Origin of the sequence: Nocardia harenae NBRC 108248, from assembly GCF_001612885.1 — a bacterium.
Lineage (GTDB): Bacteria > Actinomycetota > Actinomycetes > Mycobacteriales > Mycobacteriaceae > Nocardia > Nocardia harenae.
This window is the reverse complement of sequence record NZ_BDBH01000006.1, coordinates 113,547-135,120: the sequence shown is the minus strand read 5'-3', so window position 1 is coordinate 135,120 and position 21,574 is coordinate 113,547. Positions and strand designations below refer to the sequence as shown.

Below are 21,574 nucleotides of genomic sequence, written 5' to 3'. Positions count from 1 at the left end.
CCCATATTGTGGCGGATGCTGCCGCCGCGCGGCGCGGTGGCGCGGCGCACGGGCGGGGTTCGCTCCCGGGTGGCTGAGCCGGACCGCGCATACAGGACTAGGCTCGATGCCGTGACTTCCCACTACGATGTCGTCGTTCTCGGCGCTGGTCCCGGCGGTTACGTCGCCGCGATCCGCGCCGCTCAACTCGGCCTGCGAACAGCGATCGTCGAGCAGAAATACTGGGGCGGTGTGTGCCTGAACGTCGGGTGCATCCCGTCGAAGGCGCTGCTGCGCAACGCCGAACTCGCCCACATCTTCACCAAGGAAGCCAAGACCTTCGGCATCTCCGGGGACGTCTCGTTCGACTTCGGCGCGGCGTACGACCGCAGCCGCAAGGTCGCGGACGGCCGGGTCAAGGGCGTCCACTTCCTGATGAAGAAGAACAAGATCGACGAGTTCGACGGGAAGGGCACCTTCACCGACGCGAACACGATCTCGGTGGAGCTGTCCAAGGGCGGCACCGAGACGGTCACGTTCGACAATGCCATCATCGCCACCGGCACCATCACCAAGCTGCTACCCGGCACCGCGCTGAGCGAGAACGTGGTGACCTACGAGGAGCAGATCCTCACCCGCGACCTGCCTGGCTCGATTCTCATCGTCGGCGCGGGCGCCATCGGCATGGAGTTCGGCTACGTCCTCAAGAACTACGGCGTCGACGTGCGCATCGTGGAGTTCCTCGACCGCGCGCTGCCGAATGAGGACGCCGACGTCTCCAAGGAGATCACCAAGGCGTACAAGAAGCTCGGCATCACCATCAGCGCCGGTGCCGCCGTGCAGTCCATCGACGACGACGGCGCCAAGGTCACCGTCTCGATCAAGGACAACAAGAGCGGCGCGGTGGAGACCGTCACCGTGGACAAGGTGCTGCAGGCCGTCGGCTTCGCGCCCCGGGTCGAGGGCTACGGCCTGGAGAACACCGGCGTGCAGCTGACCGAGCGCGGCGCCATCGCCATCGACGACGAGATGCGCACCAATGTGCCGCACATCTACGCCATCGGTGACGTCACGGCGAAGCTGCAGCTGGCGCACGTCGCGGAGGCGCAGGGCGTGGTCGCCGCCGAGACCATCGCGGGCGCGCCGACCGTCCCGCTCGGCGACTACCGCATGATGCCGCGCGCCACCTTCTGCCAGCCGCAGGTCGCCAGCTTCGGGCTCACCGAGGCGCAGGCCCGCGACGAGGGGTACGACGTGCAGGTCGCGACCTTCCCGTTCACCGCGAACGGCAAGGCGCACGGCCTCGGCGACCCGACCGGCTTCGTCAAGCTGATCTCGGACAAGAAGTACGGCGAGCTCATCGGCGGCCACCTCATCGGCCCCGACGTCTCCGAGCTGTTGCCCGAACTCACGCTGGCGCAGAAGTGGGATCTCACGGTCAACGAGCTCACCCGCAATGTGCACACCCACCCGACGCTCAGCGAGGCGCTGCAGGAGGCGTTCCACGGGCTCGCGGGGCACATGATCAACTTCTGATCCGCGCTTCGGCGCCCCGGCCTTTCCCGGCCGGGGCGCCGCTGTTTGGATGGGCGGGTGCGATGGTCGGCCGGTGTTCTCGTCTGTGTTCTCCTGCTCGGCTTCGGCTTCTCCGAGCTGATCAACGCGCGCTCGTTCCAGCTCGGCGGGGAGCTGGTCGATCGGGTCGACAGCACCGAGAAGGTGGTCGCCCTGACCCTCGACGACGGGCCGAGCGAACGTGCCCCCGAGGTGCTCCGTACGCTCGCCGACCTCGGCGTCCCCGCCACCTTCTACCTCAATGGCAGCGCCCTCGACACCCACCCCGACCTGGGCCGCGCCATCGTCGCCGCCGGGCACGAGGTGGGCAACCACACCTACAGCCACCGCCGCATGGTCTTCGTGACGCCGGGGACCGTGCGCGACGAGGTCGAGCGCACCGACACCGCCATTCGTGCCGCCGGGTACACCGGCGAGATCACCTTCCGCCCGCCGCACGGCAAGAAGTTCCTCGCGCTGCCGCGGTACCTGGCCGAGCACGGGCGGACCACGGTCATGTGGGATGTCGAGCCGAGGTCGGCGGTGGCCGCGGAGATCGCCGACGAGGCGGTCCGGGCGGTGCGCCCGGGGTCCATCGTGCTGCTGCACGTCATGTACGGGAGCGGGGCGGCGCTGGCCGCGATTCCGCGGATCGTCGGGGAGTTGCGGGGGCGGGGGTATCGGTTCGTCCGGGTCTCGGAGCTGCGCGGGTAACTCAGCGCCGCCGCTTGTCCGTGGCTTTGGGGTGACCGGTACCCGCCTGCGTGATCCACAGCGTGCGGCGGGCGTCATCGATGGCGTACCAGAGCCGGGCGCCGCCGGTGACCTCGTACTGCCATTGCTCCAACAGCACGCCGTCGACCTGAACCTGGCGCAGGTCGAACTTCAGCGGGTGCTGCCTGCCCGGGTCGGCACGGGAACGTGGGTCGCCGGTAATGGCCACCCACGCCCGGTCCAGGCTCTCGGCGGCCTGATTCAGCAGGCTTGTCCAGCCCTGGGCAGCCTGCCGGTCCACCAGTCGCACCGTCCACCCCGTCGGCCGGGGCGCCTCGTCTCCGCGCCGCAGCTTGTCAGGCACCGTCCGCACCCGGGCGCGGCGCGAGGGTGGACTCGCCCGTGTCGAAGGGCCCGCGTAGGCGCTGCGCGAGCTCCGGATCGGAGTGGATCTCCGCCGTCGCCTGCCACTCGCGCAGCGCGCGGGCGAAGGGCAGCAGCAAGCCGGTCTCGGCGCCCGCCAGCAGGTGGTCGAGCAGCTCCCGGACGCACTCGGCCCGCGCCTCCGCCGGGAGCCAGACCAGCCAGGGCAGCTCCTCGGCGAACGTCTCCTCCGCCAGCGTCCGATTCGCCCTCGCCACGATGGCCAGCGAACGCGCGGCCATGCCGAGCCCGACCACCATCGCCTGGAACCGCTCGGACCGCATGAGCACCAGGTTTTCCGCGTCCCGCCGCTCCAGCACTACGTCGGCGTCCGCGAGTGCTGGGAACACGCTCGTCTGCTTGTTGATGAGCGTGGAGAACGGGAACGTGCGTGTGGTCATATGTCCAGTGTAGCCGTCTACTGAACTAGTTCAGTAAAGATCAGCGCAGCAACCCGTGCGCCCACGTCGGCGTGAGGGGAGATGCGGATCTTCCCGTCGGCACCGGTCACGTGCAGGACATTGGAGAGCTGCGGGCGGCCGTCCCGGCGCAGCGTGGTGAGCGCCGAGCCGGTATTCTGCGCCGCGCTCCGACTCAGTGCTCCGGCCCGGCCGCCTCCGGGCCGGAGACCCACTGCACCAGTTGCAGCACGATGCCGTTCGGGTCGGTGAGCTGGAAATAGCGCTCGCCCCACTCCTCGGTCTCGATGGGGGTCTCGATCGGCGCGCCCTCGGCCCGCAGCCGGGCGTACTCGGCGTCGATATCGTCCACCACGAACGCCACCAGCAGCCCCTCGCCCGCGCTGCCCGCGATCCGGGCCGGTTTGAAGGTGCTCAGCCCGGTGCGCAGGTAGATCAGGTCGAACCCCGCGTCCGCCCGGCGCAGCGCGACGAAGCCGTCGGCCGACATGTGCTCGGCGAAGCCGAGGTGCCGGATGGCGAAGTCGGCCGAGGCGCGCGGGTCGGGGACATTGAGCGAAACAGCCGATGCGGTGATGTGCACGAGACCTCCCGATTAACTCTGTACTAGGTACTCTGTACGTTGTACATGTAAGCTGGGCGAATGGCAAGCGAGAAGAACGACCCGGCGCGCACGCTGGAGCTGCTCTGGCGCGAGCCGGGCGAGCGCCCGCGCGGCCGCGGGCCGCGGCAGCGCCGCAGCGTGGACGAGGTGGTGGCGGCGGCGATCGCGCTGGCCGACGCCGACGGGCTCGGCGCGCTCACCATGCGCGCGGTCGCCGACCGGCTCGGCCTCACCCCCATGGCCACCTACACCTACGTGCCGGGCAAGGCCGAGCTGCTCGACCTCATGCTGGACAGCGTCTACGCCGCCATGCGGCATCCCGACCTCACCGGCCTGCCGTGGCGCGACCGGATAGCGGCGGTGGCCGCGAGCAACCGCGCGCTGCTCGCCAGGCACCCCTGGGTGACCGACCTGCCCGCCACCCGCCCGCCGCTCGGCCCCGGCCTGCTGGCCAAGTACGAGCACGAGCTGGCCGCCTTCGACGGCCTCGGCCTGGACGACGTCACCATGGACGCCGCCCTGACCCACCTGCTCGGTTTCGTCGCCGCCACCGCAAGGATCGGCATCGACCTGGCCCGCAATGCCGCCGCGACCGGCATGGACGACGCGCAGTGGTGGTCCCGCGTGGGCCCGGTGCTGGAGCGGGTCATCGACCCCGAGCGCTACCCCCTCGCCACCCGCGTCGGCGCCGCCGCCGGGCAGGCGCACGACGCCGCCTACAGCGCCGAGCACGCCTACGAATTCGGCCTGGCCCGCCTACTGGCCGGCTTCGCCGACCTCATCGAGGGCTGACCCACCCCGAACGGGTGCGCGCCCGCACGGCCCCGAAGGGCGCGAACCCCGCCCGTCGAAGGCCGGGCAACTAGACCCCGCCCGGCGAAGGCCGGGCAATTAGACTCAGCGCATGACCCCGCGGATCGCCCCCGGACGGCTGAGCGAACTCGGTCCGATCAACTGGCTCGTCTGGCAGGCGCTCTCCCGCGCCTCCGGCACGCGGGACGCGCAGCTCTTCAGCACGCTCGGCCGCACCCGCGGGCTCTTCCGCGGCTGGCTGCACTACTCCGGCAAGCTCATGCCGGGCGGGCGGCTGCCGCGGCACGAGTCCGAGCTGGTGATCCTGCGGGTCGCCCAATTGCGCGACTGCGATTACGAGTACGACCACCACCTGCGGCTCGGCCGCCGGGCCGGGGTGACGCCCGAGATCGTGGCGCGGCTGCGCACCGGGCCGAGCGCCGACGGGTGGTCGGACAAGCACCGGGCGCTGCTCGCGGCGGTCGACCAGCTGGTCGCCGAGCGCGACCTGGACGACGCCACCTGGCAGGCGCTGGCCGCGCACTACGGCGAGCGCGAGCTCATCGAAATCGTCCTGCTGGTCAATCAATACGAGGGTTTGGCCGCAACCATCACGACCCTGCGCATTCGGCGGGATACTTTGCCTGCACTGAAAAACTAGGATCGTCGGGGGGAACAACCTCATGCTGGTGCGGGTACGGCCCGGAGCGGAACTCTCCGGTGCCGAGCGGGAATTCGCGGAATGTCTCGGTGCCCTGCCGAGTACCGGGCTCGCGCTGCTCGACGTGCCGATCGGGGAGAACGGCGGCAGCCGCCGGGTCGGCGCGGTGCTCTTCACCCCGACCGGGCTCACGGTGCTCGAGGTCTTCGGCTTCCGGCGCAGGCAGAGCGGCATCCTCACGGCCGGGTCCGGAAAGCCGTGGGCGATCAGCGATTCCCCGCTCGACCTGGAGGACAGCGGCTCGGGCGATCTCGCGGACCGGGTGGAGCAGAGCGCGTACCTGGTGCGGGCGGCGCTGGAGCGCGGGCTGCGCGACCCGGGCCACGTCTGCGGCGCGGCGGTGCTCGTCCCGTTCCGCGGGGTGGTGGTGCGCCCGGCCCGCACCACGCTGCGGCCCGGGCTCGACGTGGTGGTCGGCAATGCCGCCGACGCCACCGAGCTCCGCATCTACCTGGAGAACTTCGCGAAGGGGCCGCGCACCTGGACCGCCGACGGGGTACTCGGCGCCTGCCGGGAACTCGGCGCGGGCGAGGCGGTGCCGCCCCGGGCCGAGCTGCTCGCCGCCGGATTCGACCAGTCGCCGGAGCAGCAGCGGCCGTCGGTGATCCCGCCGCCGGTGGTGCCGCGGGTCGCGCCGGTCCCGCGCGAACCGCACCGGCACCACCGCACCACCACCTGGGCCATCATCCTGGTGGCGCTGCTCGGGCTCTTCGTGGTGTTCGGGGTGGTCGCGACGGCGCTCATCCACGACGACGGGGATACCGGGGAGCCGGTCGCACCGAGCGCGACCAGCACCCCGGCACCGGCCGCCGGCACCAGGCCACCCGCCTGCTTCCCGCTGCAACCCGACTGCTGAGGCGATGCTCGCCGAAGGCGCACTGTCTCAACGCGATCGGGTTTGATCGGTTCGAGCTGGCTACGATGGATTCGGCCGTAGGATCGCCGGGGTCAGGGATCAGCGAAGCCACTTGGCGTTCGGTGGTGGTCAGGTCTCCGAGGGGCGACGATGCGAGAATTCCCGGGCGCTGCGGCGCTTTTCGAGGTCATCGACCAGCTGTGCCGACGGCCGCGGGTCGGTGATCGCTGGCCGCGGTCAGCGTGGCAGCGGGGCACCGGGGGCCGGGGGCTGCCGATATTGTGTCTGGTTCGGGACGCCAATCGCCCCGATGTGCTCGGGGCCATCAGCGACAATCTCAAATCGCAGTATCCGAGCGATCTGCGCCGCAGCTATCTGGATCTTTCCCGCCCGGGCGATTCGGCGAGCACGGACTTGGAGCCGCCGGAATCCGTCGCCCGCATCCGCGGCATCCTGCAGACGGCGGCGTCAGGCTTCGTGCGCAATCCCGATGTCCGGGGTCCGCGTTTGCGATTCGAGCGTTTCACGCTGCTGCTGTGGTTGATGGATCTGGGTGTCGACCCCAACGAACGCCACCCGGACCGTGCGATGCGGCTGCTGCTGCAGCAGCGCGGCCTCGCGGTCCGGCTCGGCCATTGGATACAGCGCGCCGACGAGGAGAGCCGCACCGACACCTGGTGGTGGCGGGCATCGCTGTGGTTTCTGCGACTGCTCACCGCCGTGGTCTTCCAGGTGGCGGTGACCGGGCGGGTGCCGGTGCTGTCCGGCCACTATCGCTGGTTTCTCCGCCAGCCCTACCTCGCGCCGGGGCTGTCGGGGAACTTCGTGCGCTTCGCCTCCCGGCTGACCCGGGACGAATGGCAGAACGAGGATCAGGAATCCGTGCGGCTCCTGCTGTTGCACGCGTTTCTCGAAGATCTGCGCCAGGCTTACCGGCTGAGGTTCTGGCAGGTGTGGCGGCGGCGCGAGACGGTCTACCCGGTAATGCTGGTCGACAATGCCGACGCGGGCAACGGCGGTTTCGCACTGCTGGAATCCATCAATGCCGTCCGAAATCAAACCGGGCTCTTCGACCCGCTGCTGGTGATCGCCGCCGCTACCACGGCACCGCCGGATGCCGGGACCGTCGACCCGGCGCGGCCTCGCCACGATGCGGCCGAGGCCGAGATCGCTCATCAGCGCTGGCGTGGCGCACTGCTCCGCGACCAGAGGAGACGGCGGGAGACGGCGTGGTTTCTGCCTATCCGGATACCCCCGGCGGTCGAGGGGCCCGAAAAGGTGTGGTCACCGATCGACACCGTCGCCAGGCGGGTGCGACCGGCATGGTGGTTGAGCCGCTGGACCCGGATCGGGGTGCCGGTCGTCGTGATCGCCCTGGCGGCGGGCACGGTGCTGTGGTGGCAGGACGCGGTGTGGAAGAAGCACTGCGGCTCGCGTGATCGAGACCTGATCTGGACCGGCAGCGAATGCGTCGGGATCAGCGACGGCTCGTTCTCCTTCCTGCCGTCCGACGACGCCTTCCGGAAGGTCGAAACCGTGATCGCCGACCAGAACAGGCAGGCCGAGAGCCAGCACCGCAGCAATCCGGGCCGGCCCTTCATCACCATCGTCGTGATCGAGGGATTCACCGCACCGGCCGGGGAACCGAGCGTAGCGGCCGGGCCGCGCAAGTCCATCGAGGGAGTGGCGGTCGCGCAAGCCAGGCAGCTGAACGGCCCCGCTTCGACGCCACTCGTCAAGGTGCTGCTCGCCAACGCGGGCAAGCAACTGGGCCAGGGACATCGCCTCGTCGAGCCGCTGCGCGCCCTGCTGCGCCGCGACCCGACCGTGGTCGGCGTCGTGGGACTGGACCAGAGCAGGGGCACCGTACTGACCCTGATCCACGAGCTGACGAGGATGGGGGTGCCCATGGTGAGTTCCACCCTGTCCGCGGACACCCTCGCGCAGTCGTCACCGCTGTATTTCCAGGTAGCCCCGAGCAACAGGCGTGAGGCCCGGGTCGCCGCGGCGTTCGCCGATCGGAGGGTGCGCGAGGAGAACCGGCCGAGGACGGTTCGCATCTACTACTCCAGCGATGCGGACGATATCTACAGCTCCAACCTGAATCAGGATGCCCGCGAGGAATTCGACGCTCTCGGATTCGCCGTCGAGTCGGTCGCCTTCGCCCCTCCCGGGGTGAACGGCCGGCTCAATGCCGGGGCCGCGGGGCGGGATATCTGTGATGGGTTTCGGGGAGTGACGTTCTTCGCCGCGCGCGGCGCCGACTTCGAGGAGTTCATCTCCGGCGCGGAGGGGTGTGGCGGCAAAGACAGCTTGCTGATCGGCGACGACGATGTCTCCAATCATGTCGCCGATGACGGTATGCGCACCCGGACGCGCGCGATCCCGTACTACTACCTGTCCTTCGCCAACACCGCCATCGGCGCCGCCCAGGACTACTACGAGCCCTGGAACGAACTCTTCTCCGCCCAGCCGAGCGACAGCGGTCCGCCGTCCGACCCGTACGGCCCCCTGGCCTACGACGCCACCCAGGTGATCATCACCGCGGCCACCTACCTGCGCGACTCGCAGCCGCCGATCCCGCTCAGCACGGGTGCCGTCTGGCGCGAGATCACCGCTATCCACACACCTGAGCAGGACGACGGCCAGCCGAGCAAAGCGCTGGAAGGCGTGACCGGCACCATCGATTACGGCGGCGACATCGCCAGGAACGTCCCGCTGAACAAGCCCATCACCGTCGTGCGCGTGGTGAACGGCGAGGTCGTCCCCGATTTCCGCGGATACTGCGGACCATCCGAGCCCGATCCCGAGCTGCGATCCGAGGACTGGTGCCCGCAGCCCGACCAATAGTCAGTCGCGCACGACGCGGGCCAGTTTCGTGTACTCGAGTGCCTGCTCGGCGCGCAGCCGGACGTGGGCGCGCGAGGTGTCGATGTGGGTGGTGAGCGCGCGCAGCGCGGCCTCCAGGTCGCCCGCGAGCAGGTGCTCGGCGACCGCGATGTGCTCGGCGGTCATGACCGTGATGCGCTCGGGGGTGGGGAGGTCCATGGTGCGCACCGGGCGGACCCGCTCGTACACGGTGTGCAGGGCATCGGCCAGCGCTGGATTCCCCGCCGCGCGCAGCAGGGTCAGGTGGAACCTCTCGTCCGCCCCGACCAGCGCCGGGCCCGGCTCGGGCGGGTCGTCCCGCAGGGCCCGCCAGATCGCCAGTTCGGCTCGCACCGCCGCGAGGTCGTGCCCGGGGAGGGCCGAGGGGGCCGCGCCCGGCCCGTCAGTGGGCCGAATGGTCTTCGCTCCGCTGGTGGCGTCGGCTCCGGCGGGTGCGAAGCCGTCGACCCCCGCGGGGGCGCCCGCCGCCGCCGCGGACGCGGGCAGCGCCCGCTGCAAACCCCGCGCCTCCAGCACGATCCGCAGCTCGTACAGCTCGTCCAGCTCGTCCAGCCGGGGCCGGAAGGGGTACAACCCGTCCGCGTGCCGTTGCACCAGCCCGTCGGCGAGCAACCGGGCCAGCGCCTCCCGCACGGGGGTGCGGGAGACGCCGTACTCGGCCGCGAGCCGCTCCTCCCGGAGCCGCTCGGTGGCGGGCAGCACCCCGCCCGCGAGATCGCGGCGCAGCGCGTCGTAGACCCGCTCGCGTAGCGGAATCCGCGCCATCGCGGCGCTCAGATCGCCATGGCGGAGCGCACCGCGCTCTCCGCGCCCGCCCCACCCTCCCCGCTGGAGCTGATCCGCCCCGACTGCAGCACGTAGTAGTGCTGCGCCGCCTGCAACGCGAAGCCGATGTGCTGCTCCACCAGCAGCACGCTCAACCCGCCGCGCCGGGTGAGGTCGATGATGGTGCGCTCGATCTCCGCCACCACCGACGGCTGGATCCCCTCGGTCGGCTCGTCCAGGATGAGCAGCTTCGGCTCGGTGATCAGCGCCCGCGCGATGGCGAGCTGCTGGCGCTGGCCGCCGGAGAGCAGCCCGGCCTTGCGGGTGAGCAGCTCGCGCAGCGCGGGGAAGAGGTCGAGCGCCTCGTCGATCAGCGCCTTGCCGCGCTTGCGGCCGTCCGCCACCACCTGCAGGTTCTCCATGGTGCTGAGCTGGCCGAAGCTCTGCTGCCCCTGCGGCACGTAGGCGATGCCGCGGCGCACCCGCTTGGAGGGCGCGAGCTTGGTGATGGTCTCGCCGTCGAAGGCGATCCGCCCGGATTTCACCCCGATCAGCCCGACCGCGGTGCGCAGCAGCGTGGTCTTCCCCGCGCCGTTGTGGCCCATCACCGCGACCACGCTGTCGTCCGGCACGGTCAGCGTGGCGCCGTGGATCACCTCGGTGCGGCCGTAGCCGGAGCGCACGTCATCGAGTTCGAGCATCGTCGGCCTCCTCTTCCACGGCGATCACCGTGACATCGCTCAGATCGGCTCCGGTGCTGTCGATCTCGGCCGCCGTGCCGAGGTACACCTCCTGCACCTTCGGATCGGCCTGCACCTGCTCGACGGTGCCCTCGCTGAGCAGCTTGCCGCCGGCCAGCACCGTCACCGAGTTCGCGAACGAGCGCATGAAGTCCATGTCGTGCTCGACCACGACGACGACCCGTTCGCCGCCGATCCGGCGCAGCAGGTTCCCGGTCTCCTCGCGCTCCTCGGCGCTCATACCCGCCACCGGCTCGTCCAGCAGCAGCACGGTGGCGTTCTGCACCAGCAGCATGCCGATCTCCAGCCACTGCTTCTGGCCGTGCGCGAGCACGCCGGCCGGCTTGTCCCGCAGCGCGGTGAGGCCGGTGGTCTCCAGCGCCTCCTCGATGGCGGGCAGCACCGATTTGCGGGTGCGCAGCAGCGTCAGCGCCGAGCGTCCCGCGCCCGCCGCGATATCCAGATTCTGTACCACGGTGAGCTGCTCGAACACGCTCGCGGTCTGGAAGGTGCGCCCGATCCCGGCGCGCGCGATCTGGTGCACCTTCTTGCCGAGCAGCTCCACCCCGGTCTTCTGCACCGACCCGGTGCCGGGCACCAGGCCGGTGATGGCGTCGATCAGGGTGGTCTTGCCCGCGCCGTTCGGGCCGATCAGGAAGCGCAGATCGCCCTGGAGCACGGTGAGATCCACCTCGGTGACGGCCTTGAAGCCGTCGAAGCTCACCGAGAGGCCGCGCACCTCCAGGTACTCGGCGGACATCCCCGCCTTGGCCGGTGCAGTCATGGCGCCGCCACCTTCTCTCGTTCGGGGGCCGCCGGCTCCGGCTCCGGCTTGCGCCGGAACCGCCCGAAGTCGACGCGGCCCTTGAGCATCGGCCAGACCCCGGCCAGCCCGGCCGGGATGAAGCCGACCACCACGATGAACAGCACGCCCTGCAGGTAGGTCCAGCCGGACGGGAACTGCTCGGAGAGCGAGGTCTGCGCCCAGGCCACGCCGATCGCGCCGAGCACCGGCCCGAGCAGCGTGGTGCGCCCGCCGATGGCGACGCCGATCAGGAAGGCGATGGAGGGCACCACGCCGATGTCGGCGGGCGAGATGATCCCGACGATCGGGGTGAAGAGCGCCCCCGCGATCCCGGCGAAGAACGCCGCCACCACGTACGCCACGATCTTGATATTGGCCGGGTCGTAGCCGAGGAAGCGCACCCGCTCCTCTTGATCGCGCACCGCCACCAGGAGTTCGCCGTAGCGGCTCCGCATGAGCTGCCGCACCACCGCGACCACCACGAGCAGCGTGCCCGCGGCGATGAAGAACAGCATCTGCCGGTTCGCCGGGTCGGAGAGCTTGAACCCGAAGAAGGCGCGGAAATCGGAGAGCCCGGTGAACCCGCCGAGCGCCTGCTGCCCGGTGAGCAGGATGGCGAGCGCGGCCGCCAGCGCCTGGCTCAGGATCGCGAAGTACGCGCCCTTCACCCGGCGCTTGAACACGCCGTAGCCGAGCACCGCCGCGACCAGCGCGGGGAGCACGAGAATCGCGATCAGCGCCACCGGCGCCGAGGCGAACGGCACCCAGATCGCGGGCAGCTCCCTGATCCCGGCGATATCCATGAACTCCGGCAGCTCGTTGCCGAGCCGCGCGGCATCGGCCAGCTGCAGGTGCATGGCCATGATGTAGGCGCCGATCCCGAAGAACACGCCCTGGCCGAGGGTGAGCATGCCGCCCCGGCCCCAGGCCAGCCCGATCCCGGCCGCCACGATGGCGAAGCAGAGGAACTTGGCGAGCAGGTTCAGCCGGAAGTCGCTGAGCACGGCCGGAGCCACCGCGAAGAGCAGCACCGCCGCGACGGCGAAACCGGCCAGCGTGGTGACCGAGGAGTTCGCGCGCCACCGTTGCGTGAGCGTGGTCATGCCAGACTCCTTGTCCGGACGGTGAACAGCCCCTGCGGCCGGACCTGCAGGACGATCACGATGATCACGAAGACGATCACCTTGGCGATCGAGGCCGTGGTGGAGTACTCGATGTAGGAGTTGAGCAGCCCGAGCCCGAATGCGGCGATCACCGTGCCCTTGATCTGCCCGAGCCCGCCGATCACCACCACCAGGAAGGCGTCGATCAGGTAGCTCTGCCCGATGGTCGGGCTGGTCGAGCCGATCAGGGTCAGCGCGACGCCGGCCACACCGGCCAGCCCGGACCCGATGAAGAAGGTGCTGATATCGGTGAACCGGCTGGAGACGCCGCTGGTCTCGGCGAGGCTGCGGTTCTGCACGACGGCCCGGATCCGCCTGCCGAGCGGGGTGGTCTTGAGCGCGACGGCGAGCGCCGTCACCGCGAGAATCGCCAGTACCAGAATGAAGATGCGGGTCTTCGGCACCACCGCGCCGAGAATCGTGACGCCGCCGCTGAGCCACTCCGGCGCCAGCACGTTCTTGGCCGGGGCGCCGAAGATGTCGCGGGCCAGCTGCTGCAGCACCAGCCCGACGCCGAAGGTCACCAGCAGGGTGTCCAGCGGCCGATCGTACATCCAGCGGATGAGCCCCATTTCCAGTGCGGCGCCGAGCAACCCGCCGACCAGGAAGCCGATCACCAGCGAGACGAGCAGCGAGACACCGGCCGACGAGATCACCTTCTGCACGACGAAGGTGGTGTAGCAGCCGGCCATGATGAATTCGCCGTGCGCCATATTGATCACGCCCATCTGACCGAAGGTCAGCGAGAGGCCGAGCGCGGCGAGCAGGAGAATCGATCCGAGGCTCAGCCCGGTGAAGAGCTGGCCGATCATGACGTCCATCGAGGAGTACCCCCTTCGGGATCGAGCCGGTGCGGGGCGGCGCGTGCCGCCCCGCACCGGTGTCGGGGAGTTACTTCAGGCCGTCGGCCCAGGGGTAGGACTCGAGGTACGGGTCCGGCTTGATCGGGCTGCCGGAATCCCAGACCGTGTAGATGAGGCCGTCCGGGCGGATCTCGCCGATCCTGGCGGTCTTGGTGATGTGGTGGTTCTTGCCGTCGATGGTGACCGGCCCCTCCGGCGCCGCGAAGCTGACCCCGTCGGCCGCGCCCTGCACATCGGCGACCGCGAACGAGTTCGCCTTCTCCACCGTGTTCTTCCAGAGGAAGACCGAGGCGTAGGCCGCCTCCATCGGGTCGGAGGTGGGCTTGTCCGCGCCGAAGGCGGCCTTGTACGCGTCCACGAACGCCTTGTTCTCCGGCGAGTCGACGGTCTGGTAGTAGTTCCAGGCGGTCAGCTGGCCCGCGATGTTCTGCGCGCCGATGCCCGCGACCTCCTCCTCGGCGATCGACACCGAGACCACCGGCATGTCCGCGGCCCGCAGCCCGGCATTGGTGTACTCGCGGAAGAAGGCGACGTTGGAGTCGCCGTTGAGGGTGTTGAAGACGGCGTCCGCGTCGGCGGTGCGGACCTTGTTGACGATGGTGGAGAAGTCGGTGGAGCCGAGCGGGGTGTAGTCCTCACCCTTGATCTCGATGCCGTTCGCCGCCGCGTACGCCTTGATCTCGCGGTTCGCGGTCTGCGGGAAGACGTAGTCCGAGCCGACCAGGTAGAGCGACTTCACGCCCTGCTGCTTCAGGTAGTCCAGCGCCGGGATGATCTGCTGGTTGGTGGTGGCGCCGGTGTAGAAGATGTTCTTGCTGTCCTCCAGCCCCTCGTACTGCACGGGGTAGTAGAGCAACGAGTTCAAGCTCTCGAACTTGGGCTTCATGGCCTTGCGGCTGGACGAGGTCCAGCCGCCGAAGACCGCGGCGACGCAATCCGAGCTGATCAGCTTCTCGGCCTTCTCCGCGAAGGTCTTCGGGTCCGAGGCGCCGTCCTCCAGCACGATCTGGATCTGCTTGCCGAGCACCCCGCCCGCCGCGTTGATCTGGTCCACCGCCAGCTTGGTCGAGTTCGCCACCGTGACCTCGGAGATCGCCATGGTGCCGGAGAGCGAGTGCAGCGAGCCGACCTTGATGGTTGGCTGCGAGGTGTCCACGCAGGACGCGGCACCCGAGCCTTCGGTCGAGGTGTCGTCCTTGGCGCCGCAGGCGGTCACCAGGAGTCCGGTGAGCGCGATCGCGGCCGGCACCGCGGCGACGCGCAGGAATTTTCTCGAGCGGGAATCTGACATGGGGGCGAACCCTTCTCCTCATCGAACGAACGGAATACGCCCACGTCAGGATGTATACAGAGGCCGTATCCGCGATAAAAGGTAGGCCGCTGTTGTTTGCCGAGGAATATCTGTCGGTGACGAATTCGTTGCCGATGTTTCACCCGTGTGAAACCTTGCCGAGAGCGGGTTTGGACCGGCGGTGAGGTGGGGCCGCACGCCTACGGTTGCGTAGCCCGGAGACCCTGCGGCAGGCTGCGGAAAATGTCAATCGCGGCTCGGTCAGGAGGAGCGGTGGGTCACTACAGGGCGAATCTGCGGGATCTCGAGTTCAACCTGTTCGAGGTGTTCGAACTGGACAAACTGCTCGACACCGGCGCCTACGGCGACCTCGACTCGGAGACCGCGCGGGCCATCCTGGACGAGGTGCGCAGGCTGGCCGAGGGGCCGGTGGCGGAGTCCTTCGCCGCCGCCGACCGCGACCCGGTCGCCTTCGACCCGGCCACCGGCGAGATCTCGGTGCCGGAGCCGCTGGCCCGCTCGGTGCGCGCGGTCTACGACGCGGGCTGGGGTGCGCTCGCGCTGCCGGAGGGCATGGGTGGCACCCCCGCCCCCGCGGTGCTCGCCTGGGCGGTGAACGAGATGATCACCTGCGCCAATTCCTCGGCCGCCTTCTTCACCATGGGCGCGGTCATGGCCAAGGTGCTCTACACCGTCGGCACCGAGCAGCAGCAGCACTGGGCGCGGGAGGGCTTCGCGCGCGGCTGGCAGGGCACCATGGTGCTCACCGAGCCGGACGCGGGCTCCGATGTCGGCTCCGGCCGCACCAGGGCCATCCAGCAGCCGGACGGCACCTGGCACATCGAGGGCGTCAAGCGCTTCATCTCCGGCGCCGACCTCGGCGACCTCACCGAGAACATCTTCCACCTGGTGCTCGCCCGGCCCGAGGGCGCGCGGCCAGGCACCAAGGGGCTCTCGCTCTTCTACGTGCCCAAGTTCCACTTCGACCCGCAGACCCTCGAGCTCGGCGCGCGCAACGGCGTCGTCGTCACCGGCGTCGAGCACAAGATGGGGCTCAAGTCCTCGCCCACCTGCGAGCTCACCTTCGGCGGGGGCGGCGTGCCCGCGGTCGGCTGGCTGGTCGGCGAGGTGCACGACGGCATCGCGCAGATGTTCCAGGTGATCGAGAACGCGCGCATGATGGTCGGGGTGAAATCGACCGGCACGCTCTCCGCCGGGTACCTGACCGCGCTCGACTACGCCAAGCAGCGGGTCCAGGGCGCCGACCTGACCAAGATGGCGGACAAGGCCGCGCCGCGCGTCACCATCACCCACCACCCCGACGTGCGCCGCAGCCTGATGATGCAGAAGGCGTACGCCGAGGGGCTGCGCGCGGTCTACCTCTACACCGCCGCGCACCAGAACGAGGATGTGGCGCAGCTGGTCTCCGGCGCCGACCCGGACACCGCCGCCCGGGTGAACGACCTGCTGCTGCCGATCGTCAAGGGCGTCGGCTCGGAGCGCGCCTACCAGTACCTGACCGAATCGCTGCAGACCCTCGGCGGCTCCGGGTACCTCCAGGACTACCCGATCGAGCAGTACATCAGGGACGCCAAGATCGACTCCCTGTACGAGGGCACCACCGCCATCCAGGCGCAGGACTTCTTCTTCCGCAAGATCATCCGGGATCGCGGGGTCGCGCTCGGCCACGTCGCGGGGCAGATCCAGGCCTTCCTGGAGGTGGAGACCGGGCGGCTGGCGCGCGAGCGCGCGTTGCTCGGCACCGCGCTCGCCGAGGTGCAGGCCATGGCGGGCATCCTCACCGGCTACCTCGGCGCATCGCAGCAGGACTCCGCCGAGCTCTACAAGATCGGGCTCGGCTCGGTGCGCTTCCTGCTCGCCGTCGGCGACCTGCTCATCGCCTGGCGGCTGCTGGTCCAGGCGGAGGCCGCGGCCGTCGCGCTCGCCACCGAGCCGCCCGCACCCGACCGCGACTTCTACACCGGCAAGGTCGCCGCCGCGCGGTTCTTCGCGCGCAACGTGCTGCCCGAGCTGACCGCCGTCCGCGCGGTCCTCGCCGACCTGGACAACGACATCATGGAGCTGGCCGAGGCCGCCTTCTGACGCTCACTGCAGCACGTACGGCGAGACCGAGCTGCGGTGCTCGCTGATGTCCAGCTTCTTGCCGAGCGGCGGGAAGGCGCGCTGCGGGCAGTTGGCCCGCTCGCACACCCGGCAGCCCGCCCCGATCGGGGTGGGCTGCACCTCGGGCAGGTCGATGCCGTCGGCATAGACCACCCGGCCCGCGTGCCGCAGCTCGCAGCCGAGCCCGATGGCGAACGTCTTGCTCGGCTGGCCGTAGCGGGTCGCGCGGCGCTCCACGGTGCGCGCCACCCACAGGTACTTGCGGCCGTCCGGCATCTGCGCGATCTGGGTCATGATCTTGCCCGGGTAGGCGAAGGTCTCGTAGACGTTCCAGAGCGGACAGGTGCCGCCGCTGGAGGAGAAGTGGAAGCCGGTCGCGGACTGCCGCTTCGACATATTGCCAGCCCGGTCCACCCGGACGAAGGAGAACGGAACCCCGCGCAGCTCCGGCCGCTGCAGCGTGGAGAGTCGGTGGCAGACCGTCTCGTAGCTCTGGGTGAAGAAGGCCGAGAGCCGCTCGATGTCGTACCGGAAGTCCTCGGCCACCTCGTGGAAGTGCTCGTACGGCAGCACGATCGCGGCGGCGTAGTAGTTCGCCAGCCCGAGCAGGGCCAGCCTGCGCGCGTCGTCGGAGGCGAAGTTGCCCTCGTCGACCAGCTTCCGCAGCAGCTCGCCGCACTCGAAATAGGCCAGCTCGGCCGCGAGCTTGAAGCTGCGCTGCCCGCCGGAGAGGTGCGGCGCGATCTCCAGCAGCTTCTGCTCCGGGTCGTAGCGGTGCAGCACGCCCTCGCCGAGATCGATCCGCTCCGCGATCCGCACCCCGTGGCCGCGCAGCATCTTGGCGACCTCGGTGTTCACGTCGGCGCCGTGGAAGCGGATCCGGGTGGTCAGGTCCTCGGCGGCGGTGTCCAGCTCGTGGATGTAGTTCTGCCGCTGGTAGAAGTAGTCGCGCACCTCCTCGTGCGGCTTGCTGATGGCCCCGCTGCCCGAGCCGTCGGCGAACCGGTCCTCGGTGGCCGCGGCCAGCTGGGCGGAGGTATTGCGGTAGCGGTTGTGCATGGCGACCAGGGCGCGGGCCATGCTCGGGTGCGCCGAGACGATATCCGCGATCTCCTTGGTGTCGGCCTCGATGCCGAGCTCCTGGTCCAGCACCACCTCCTGCAGCTCGGCGATCAGCCTGGTGTCGTCCTGCGAGGAGAAGAAGGTGGCGTCGACGCCGAAGAGCTCGCTGATCTTGAGCAGCACCGGTACGGTCAGCGGGCGTACATCGTGCTCGATCTGATTGAGGTAGCTCGCCGAGATCTCCAGCTTCTGCGCGAGCGAGACCTGGCTCAGCCCCCGCTCGGTGCGCAGCTGGCGGAGCCGCGCGCCGACGTAAGTCTTGGCCATGCGGTCGAGTGTACGAACTGCTTAGCACGCGAGCCATGGCGAAATTAGCAATGCTGGTCACAGCGGTGTCGTTTGCTGTCGGTGCCGGGGGCTACGTTGGGAACGTGCTGTTCGCCGATGTCGTGCGGGTCTCGGAGAGCGTACGGGCCACCCGATCACGGAAAACGAAGATCGAAGCGTTGGCCGAGGTGCTGCGCGCCGCCGGGGTGTCCGGTGCGTCGGCAGGTTCGTCCGGTGGAGCCGAGCTCGCGGGCGTCGGCGCGCCGGGGGATGCCGCTGAGCCGGGGAGCGGTGCCGCTCGGCCTGCGGGCGATGCCGGGCCTGCCACGGCGTCCGCGGGCGATGCCGGGCCGGCTGCGGCGTCCGCGGGCGATGCCGAGTTGGCCGCGGTCACCGCGTGGCTCTCGGGCGAGCTGCGGCAGGGCCGCATCGGGACCGGGTGGCGCACGCTCTCCGGGCTGGATGTCGCCCCCGCCGCGGAACCCCGGCTCACCGTGGCCGAGGTCGACGCCGCCTTCACCGAGCTGGCCGGGATCTCCGGCACCGGCTCGGCGGCCCGGCGGAAGGAGCTGCTCACGACGCTGTTCGGCAGCGCGACCCCGGACGAGCGGGAGTTCCTGATCCGGCTGCTCACCGGCGAGCTCAGGCAGGGTGCGCTCACCGCGCTGGTCGCCGAGGCGGTGGCCAAGGCCGAGGGCATCCCGGTGGCCGCGGTGCGTCGCGCGCACATGCTCTGCGGCGAACTCCCGCTCACCGCCGTCACCGCCCGGCGCGGCGGAGCGGCCGCGCTGGCCGAGTTCCGGTTGGAGGTCGGCCGCCCGGTGCAGCCCATGCTCGCCGCGCCCGGCACCAGCCTGGAGGAGGCGCTCGGCGAGTTCGACGGCGAGGTGAGCCTGGAGCACAAGCTGGACGGCGCCCGCATCCAGGTGCACCGCGACGGCGACGAGGTCCGCGTCTACACCCGCACCCTGCGCGACATCACCGCGGGCGTGCCGGAGCTGGTCCGCCTGGTCCGCGCGCTGCCCTGCACCTCGGTGGTGCTGGACGGCGAGACGCTCGCGCTCACCGACGCGGGCCGCCCGCGCCCGTTCCAGGAGACCATGAGCCGCTTCGCCATCCTGGAACCGGCCGACGGCGCCGCCCGCCCGGTGCCTGCGGGCAGCGACGACCCCGCCGTGCGCCCGGTCGCCTCCACCCGCGAGCTGCTGCTGCACCCGTACTTCTTCGACTGCCTGCACCTGGACGGCCGCGATCTGCTCGACACCCCGCTCGCCGAGCGCAGGCAGGCGCTGGAGCTGGTCGCCGCCGAGCACTGCATCCCCGCGCTGCCGCGCCCCGACCCCGAGACCGCCGCCGAGTACTTCGACGGCGCCCTTGCCGCCGGGCACGAGGGCGTCATGGTCAAGTCGCTGACCGCGCCGTACGCCGCGGGCAGGCGCGGAAGGGCCTGGCAGAAGATCAAACCGACGCACACCCTCGACCTGGTGGTGCTCGGCGCCGAGTGGGGTTACGGCAGGCGCACCGGGTACCTCTCCAACCTGCACCTCGGCGCCCGCGACCCGGATGGCGGCGAGCTGATCATGGTCGGCAAGACCTTCAAGGGCCTCACCGACGCGCTGCTGCAGTGGCAGACCGCGGAGTTCCCGCGGCACGAGCGCGGCCGGGACGAGTACACCGTGCTGCTGCACCCGGCGCTGGTGGTGGAGATCGCGCTGGACGGCGTGCAGACCAGCACCCGCTACCCCGGCGGCGTCGCACTGCGTTTCGCCAGGGTGGTGCGGTACCGGCCGGACAAGACGCCCGCCGAGGCCGACACCATCGAGGCGGTCAGGGCGCTGCTGCCGTGACGCCGCCCACCCATTCCATCCGATTCCATCGTCCGAGGGCGACGGTGTTCATCCTGCTCGGCGTTACTCCAAATTCCGGGCATTGGGCTGTGAATCAGCAGGGAGCTACGTAGCACTGTGCTTCTGTTCGGTTGCCCGCGCCGAAGTGGTGGGTTGCGGTGCCGATGTGCTCCCAGCCGAGCCGCTCGTACAGCCGGATGGCGGCTTTGTCCTTGTCCATCACATCGAGCACGAGCCGCTGGTTCCGCTCGGCCGCGTAAGCCATCGCCGTGCGCACGAGTCGCTCGCCCACACCGTGATTCCGGCCCGCCGTGCCGACGAAGAGGCGACCGAAAACCAGCATCTGCGCGCGGGGCTCCCGCTCTTCCCAGAGGCGCGCGGCGTCATCGGTGGCGTTCGGCGTGCTGACCAGGGCGTGCCCGGCCACCGCCCCTTCGAGTTCGCCGACCCAAGCCCCGGCGAGGGTGGCCGGGGTCAGCCAGGAGACCGGATCGGCGACACCTTCGACCGGGTAGCCGTCGCTGCCATGCACCTCGATCAGCAGCTTTGCGCAGGCGTCCAGATCCATGGCCGCCCGCGGGCGCACGATAACGGTCATTCGTCCGCCACCGGCATGCGGTAGTCGAGTCCATTGAGATCGGCGCGCATGACGAACTGCGTGACCTCGAATGGCAGGTCGTTCTGGTCGATCCCGGTGTGCAGCACGTCGAGCACCGGAACGCCGTCGGGAATCGCCAGCCCTCGCACTTCGTCCGGTGTCGGCATTCGCGCGGACACCTCCTCCCGAATCCGGGCGATTCGGTGCCCGCGTTCCTCGAAACGCGCGTACAGGCTGCCCTTGCCCAGGTTCGCCGAACTCGCCAGCACGGAACCCTCCGCGACCGCCCACGGAATGTAGGTCACGCCGACCTGCACCGGCTCGTCGTCGGCGTAGTACCAGTTCTCCCGGCGAACAACGGTATCGGTGTCCGGATCGAGCGCCAGCCGCACCGCAACCCGCTCCGGTGGCTCGATCCGGGTGATCGAGGTGCAATCCACCCGCGCCACCCGGCCCTGCTCGGCGACTTCGGCCCGGTACGGCGACAACCCGGTCCGTTCCCGCAACCGATTCGAGTACCGGCTGCTCCCGAATCGCAGGAGCCGCTGCGGCCCTCGAACGAAGACACCTTTGCCGTGCACCGCCGTGACCAGGCCTTCGTCCGACAGGAGCCGGACGGCTTCCCGGGCGGTATTGCGCGCCACCCGATGAGTCTCCGCGAGTACGCGCTCGGACGGCAGCCGCGCACCGGGGCCGAGTTCACCTGCGGCGATGGCGCCGCGCAGTTCCTCCGCGAGCCGCCTGCTCGCGGGCACCGCTCGCGCCACGGGACCATCCTCGCTCATAACTCCGAGAATACTGGCTTGAGCCACCTGTTGACGAGGCCGCTGCCGCGATGGTCTACTTGGCCTCGGGCTAGGAAGTGGCTCAAGCCAGTATGCGAAGGGGACGCGCATGGAACGGGGAGGGGATGGGCGTGATGACCCGGTACCGCGATCAGTCGGCGGTGCATCCCGGCTACCGCCATCGGTGGATGAACTGTGCGCCGCGATCAGGGGGCACCACGTGGGCGAACACCCGGTGGTGCGATACGCAACC

At 70.0% G+C, this 21,574-nt stretch carries 20 protein-coding genes; 8 read left to right on the top strand and 12 right to left on the bottom strand.

The features are described 5' to 3' along the window. Positions 1-111: 111 nt before the first annotated feature. Together lpdA and NH2_RS14965 are read left to right on the top strand one after the other, a co-directional pair. Positions 112-1,515, top strand: coding sequence for a dihydrolipoyl dehydrogenase (lpdA, locus tag NH2_RS14970; RefSeq protein ID WP_067653887.1), 1,404 nt, complete (start codon positions 112-114; stop codon positions 1,513-1,515). A gap of 57 nt (positions 1,516-1,572) precedes the next feature. Then, positions 1,573-2,247, top strand: coding sequence for a polysaccharide deacetylase family protein (locus NH2_RS14965; protein WP_245650583.1), 675 nt, complete (start codon positions 1,573-1,575; stop codon positions 2,245-2,247). Between the two features lies 1 nt (position 2,248). Here the strand turns inward: NH2_RS14965 and NH2_RS14960 are convergent, their stop codons facing one another. The 3 genes from NH2_RS14960 to NH2_RS14950 all read right to left on the bottom strand — a co-directional run bounded on the left by NH2_RS14960 (position 2,249) and on the right by NH2_RS14950 (position 3,672). After that, positions 2,249-2,611 carry a hypothetical protein gene (locus NH2_RS14960; protein WP_218021708.1) on the bottom strand — a complete coding sequence of 121 codons (363 nt, stop codon included), beginning with the start codon at positions 2,609-2,611 and terminating at the stop codon, positions 2,249-2,251. Next, positions 2,604-3,071 (bottom strand): hypothetical protein, encoded by a 468-nt coding sequence (locus NH2_RS14955; RefSeq protein WP_067653883.1) that lies wholly within the window; start codon positions 3,069-3,071, stop codon positions 2,604-2,606. Before NH2_RS14955 ends, NH2_RS14960 begins: the two co-directional genes overlap by 8 nt. 193 nt (positions 3,072-3,264) lie before the next feature. Continuing rightward, positions 3,265-3,672, bottom strand: a complete 408-nt coding sequence (locus NH2_RS14950; protein WP_067653881.1) for a VOC family protein — start codon at positions 3,670-3,672, stop codon at positions 3,265-3,267. Positions 3,673-3,732: 60 nt separating this feature from the next. Between NH2_RS14950 and NH2_RS14945 the strand changes: the two genes are divergently transcribed. The 4 genes from NH2_RS14945 (at position 3,733) to NH2_RS28805 (ending at position 8,912) form a co-directional block, all read left to right on the top strand. Continuing rightward, positions 3,733-4,485: a TetR/AcrR family transcriptional regulator gene (locus NH2_RS14945; protein WP_067653879.1), complete on the top strand. Its 753-nt coding sequence runs from the start codon at positions 3,733-3,735 to the stop codon at positions 4,483-4,485. 112 nt (positions 4,486-4,597) lie between these two features. Continuing rightward, a complete protein-coding gene (locus NH2_RS14940) occupies positions 4,598-5,146 on the top strand; it encodes a carboxymuconolactone decarboxylase family protein (RefSeq protein ID WP_067653877.1) in 549 nt (182 codons plus the stop codon). A 22-nt stretch (positions 5,147-5,168) separates the two neighbouring features. Continuing rightward, positions 5,169-6,062 (top strand): hypothetical protein, encoded by an 894-nt coding sequence (locus NH2_RS14935; protein ID WP_067653873.1) that lies wholly within the window; start codon positions 5,169-5,171, stop codon positions 6,060-6,062. Between the two features lie 150 nt (positions 6,063-6,212). Then, positions 6,213-8,912 (top strand): ABC transporter substrate-binding protein, encoded by a 2,700-nt coding sequence (locus tag NH2_RS28805; RefSeq protein WP_157103792.1) that lies wholly within the window; start codon positions 6,213-6,215, stop codon positions 8,910-8,912. Here the strand turns inward: NH2_RS28805 and NH2_RS14925 are convergent, their stop codons facing one another. The 6 genes from NH2_RS14925 to urtA all read right to left on the bottom strand — a co-directional run bounded on the left by NH2_RS14925 (position 8,913) and on the right by urtA (position 14,578). Continuing rightward, positions 8,913-9,716, bottom strand: a complete 804-nt coding sequence (locus tag NH2_RS14925) for a GntR family transcriptional regulator (protein WP_084505559.1) — start codon at positions 9,714-9,716, stop codon at positions 8,913-8,915. Between the two features lie 8 nt (positions 9,717-9,724). Beyond that, positions 9,725-10,417 carry an urea ABC transporter ATP-binding subunit UrtE gene (gene urtE / locus NH2_RS14920; protein ID WP_067653868.1) on the bottom strand — a complete coding sequence of 231 codons (693 nt, stop codon included), beginning with the start codon at positions 10,415-10,417 and terminating at the stop codon, positions 9,725-9,727. Then, positions 10,401-11,240, bottom strand: coding sequence for an urea ABC transporter ATP-binding protein UrtD (gene urtD / locus NH2_RS14915; RefSeq protein ID WP_067653867.1), 840 nt, complete (start codon positions 11,238-11,240; stop codon positions 10,401-10,403). Before urtD ends, urtE begins: the two co-directional genes overlap by 17 nt. Beyond that, the gene (gene urtC / locus NH2_RS14910) at positions 11,237-12,364 is read right to left on the bottom strand and encodes an urea ABC transporter permease subunit UrtC (protein WP_067653866.1); all 1,128 of its coding nucleotides are present in this window, start codon (positions 12,362-12,364) and stop codon (positions 11,237-11,239) included. Before urtC ends, urtD begins: the two co-directional genes overlap by 4 nt. After that, on the bottom strand, positions 12,361-13,245 hold the full coding sequence (gene urtB, locus NH2_RS14905; RefSeq protein WP_067653865.1) for an urea ABC transporter permease subunit UrtB: 885 nt from the start codon (positions 13,243-13,245) through the stop codon (positions 12,361-12,363). The genes urtC and urtB overlap by 4 nt, the downstream gene beginning before the upstream one ends. 70 nt (positions 13,246-13,315) lie before the next feature. After that, positions 13,316-14,578 carry an urea ABC transporter substrate-binding protein gene (gene urtA / locus NH2_RS14900; RefSeq protein ID WP_067653864.1) on the bottom strand — a complete coding sequence of 421 codons (1,263 nt, stop codon included), beginning with the start codon at positions 14,576-14,578 and terminating at the stop codon, positions 13,316-13,318. 273 nt (positions 14,579-14,851) lie between these two features. On the opposite strand from urtA, the gene NH2_RS14895 reads away from it, so the two are divergent. Then, on the top strand, positions 14,852-16,681 hold the full coding sequence (locus tag NH2_RS14895) for an acyl-CoA dehydrogenase (protein WP_067653863.1): 1,830 nt from the start codon (positions 14,852-14,854) through the stop codon (positions 16,679-16,681). A 3-nt stretch (positions 16,682-16,684) separates the two neighbouring features. On the opposite strand, the gene ramB is transcribed toward NH2_RS14895, so the two are convergent. Next, positions 16,685-18,091 (bottom strand): acetate metabolism transcriptional regulator RamB, encoded by a 1,407-nt coding sequence (gene ramB, locus NH2_RS14890; RefSeq protein ID WP_067653862.1) that lies wholly within the window; start codon positions 18,089-18,091, stop codon positions 16,685-16,687. Between the two features lie 104 nt (positions 18,092-18,195). Between ramB and NH2_RS14885 the strand changes: the two genes are divergently transcribed. Continuing rightward, positions 18,196-19,938: an ATP-dependent DNA ligase gene (locus NH2_RS14885; RefSeq protein WP_067653861.1), complete on the top strand. Its 1,743-nt coding sequence runs from the start codon at positions 18,196-18,198 to the stop codon at positions 19,936-19,938. 94 nt (positions 19,939-20,032) lie between these two features. Here NH2_RS14885 and NH2_RS14880 read toward each other — a convergent pair whose 3' ends face one another. Then, positions 20,033-20,536, bottom strand: coding sequence for a GNAT family N-acetyltransferase (locus tag NH2_RS14880; RefSeq protein WP_067653860.1), 504 nt, complete (start codon positions 20,534-20,536; stop codon positions 20,033-20,035). After that, entirely contained in the window at positions 20,533-21,432 is a 900-nt protein-coding gene (locus NH2_RS14875; RefSeq protein ID WP_218021707.1) for a GntR family transcriptional regulator, read from the bottom strand. The genes NH2_RS14880 and NH2_RS14875 overlap by 4 nt, the downstream gene beginning before the upstream one ends. Between the last annotated feature and the right edge of the window lie 142 nt (positions 21,433-21,574).